Source organism: Aeromicrobium sp. PFPM2_SD2, from assembly GCF_057364525.1.
Genome location: NZ_JBNFNZ010000519.1, coordinates 1 through 1,601, shown reverse-complemented (window position 1 = coordinate 1,601; position 1,601 = coordinate 1). Strand labels below are relative to the sequence as shown.

The window sequence follows — 1,601 nt, the reverse complement described above, 5'->3', positions numbered from 1 at the left end:
AGCAGCACCGCCCCCGAGCACGCCGCCGGCCAGCGAGGCGGGCAGCAGCCGGCGCAGCAGCGCGCCCTGCCCGGCCAGCTCGCGCCGGTAGCCGAACGAGCCGGTCAGGCCACCGCCCACGAGCCCGATGTTGTTGGAGACGTTGGCCACCACCGGCGGGTAGCCGAGCAGCAACAGGGTCGGGAACGTCACGAGCGTCCCGGAGCCGACGACGACGTTGATCGTCCCGGCCCAGAAGCCCGCGGCCAGGATCGCGACGGTCTCGAGCACGGCGTCAGGCGCCCAGCAGCAGGACGAGCACCGAGACGGCGACGGCCAGCACGAGGACGCCGGCGGCGACGGCCGGTCCGGCCGAGGGACGAGGGCCCCCCGCGGCGGTGCCGACCCCTCAGCTCGGCCGCCGTGCGCCGGTAGCGCAGGGTGCCGTAGCCGACCCCGACCGCGCCGACCAGCACGAGCAGCCCGCCGGCGACCAGGCTGGCCACCGTCACCTCGCCGGCGTCGCCGAACCGGGCGATGGCCAGACCGACCACCATGACGTTCGCGCCCGTGCGCAGCCAGGCCAGCTGGGTGCGCTCGTTCGCCAGATGGTCACGGGGTCCGCCGATGGTCTCGCCCATGCCCGCATCCTGCCCGAACGCAAGCAGCCACCCGCCAGGGGCTTACCCCGCGGGTGGCTGCTCTCCACGCTCACCGGTCCGTCAGCCGCCTCTCGGCGAGTGGCCGCTCGTAGCGGCGAGTGGTGAGGCCCGGGGGCATGAATCGGACCGGCACGTGGCACAACGGGCGGACCCCGGCGCGTATTCCGGCGCGTCGGCACCAGGCCGCAACGTCCTCGTCACACGCCGCGCCTACGCTGCCTGCGTGACCGACTCCCCCGCCGACCCCGCGCCGCGCCTGGCCCTGCTGCACCTGCGCGCCGAGCGCCCCGACGCCCCGTGGTTCCAGCAGAAGCTGGACGTGCTCAACGACACGACCACCCGCGTCGCCCGCCGCCTGGGCTGGGAGGTCGTGCCGGTCGCGTCGGCCGAGGTGGGCGTCGAGGCGACGCTCGCGGCCGTCGAGGCCGCCGACGCCGTGGTGCTCATGGGCGGCGAGGACGTCGACCCGACGACGTACGACGGCCCCGCTCGTGTACCCCGGCAGCGGCAGCACGAGCCCGTGGCCGACGCCGCGCACCTGGAGGCGGTGCGGCGGTGCCGCGACACCGGCACCCCGCTGCTGGGCATCTGCCGCGGCCTGCAGCTGGTCAACGTCGCGCTGGGCGGCACGCTGGTGCCCCACCTGCCGACCACGGACGCGCACCGTCACCCCGACGGCTTCGTCCGCAACCGGGTGCGCCTCGTCGGCCCGGCCCTGACCGCCGAGTCGACCCCGAGCAGGACGTCCGCTGCACCCACCACCAGGCGTCGACCGGCTGGGCGACGGGCTGGTGGTGGCCGCGGTGGCCGACGACGGCGTGGTCGAGGCGGCCGTGCACGCCGACGCGCCGATCACCGGTGTCCAGTGGCACCCCGAGCACCCGGACACCGCCGACGAGCAGCTCGCCGCGCTGCGTCGAGGCGGGCTCGCGGGCCCAGGCGGCCGCGGTCGCCCTGCCG

General features: G+C 76.3%; 3 protein-coding genes and 1 pseudogene. 2 read left to right on the top strand and 2 right to left on the bottom strand.

Annotation, left to right across the window (positions count from 1 at the left end; all coding sequences use genetic code 11):
- The coding region (locus tag AC2W7G_RS15840) for a TSUP family transporter (protein ID WP_485869284.1) at positions 1-192 on the bottom strand (192 nt) is incomplete at its 3' end.
- Positions 189-620, bottom strand: coding sequence for a YidH family protein (locus tag AC2W7G_RS15835; RefSeq protein WP_485869283.1), 432 nt, complete (start codon positions 618-620; stop codon positions 189-191). The genes AC2W7G_RS15835 and AC2W7G_RS15840, both read right to left, overlap by 4 nt.
- Between AC2W7G_RS15835 and AC2W7G_RS15830 the strand changes: the two are divergent.
- Positions 517-1,254, top strand: a pseudogene (locus tag AC2W7G_RS15830) (gamma-glutamyl-gamma-aminobutyrate hydrolase family protein); the annotation flags it as partial. The gene AC2W7G_RS15835 and the pseudogene AC2W7G_RS15830 sit on opposite strands and share 104 nt — an antisense overlap.
- A gap of 178 nt (positions 1,255-1,432) precedes the next feature.
- Positions 1,433-1,601, top strand: a 169-nt coding sequence (locus AC2W7G_RS15825; RefSeq protein ID WP_485869285.1) for a gamma-glutamyl-gamma-aminobutyrate hydrolase family protein, incomplete at its 3' end; no start/stop codon positions are given.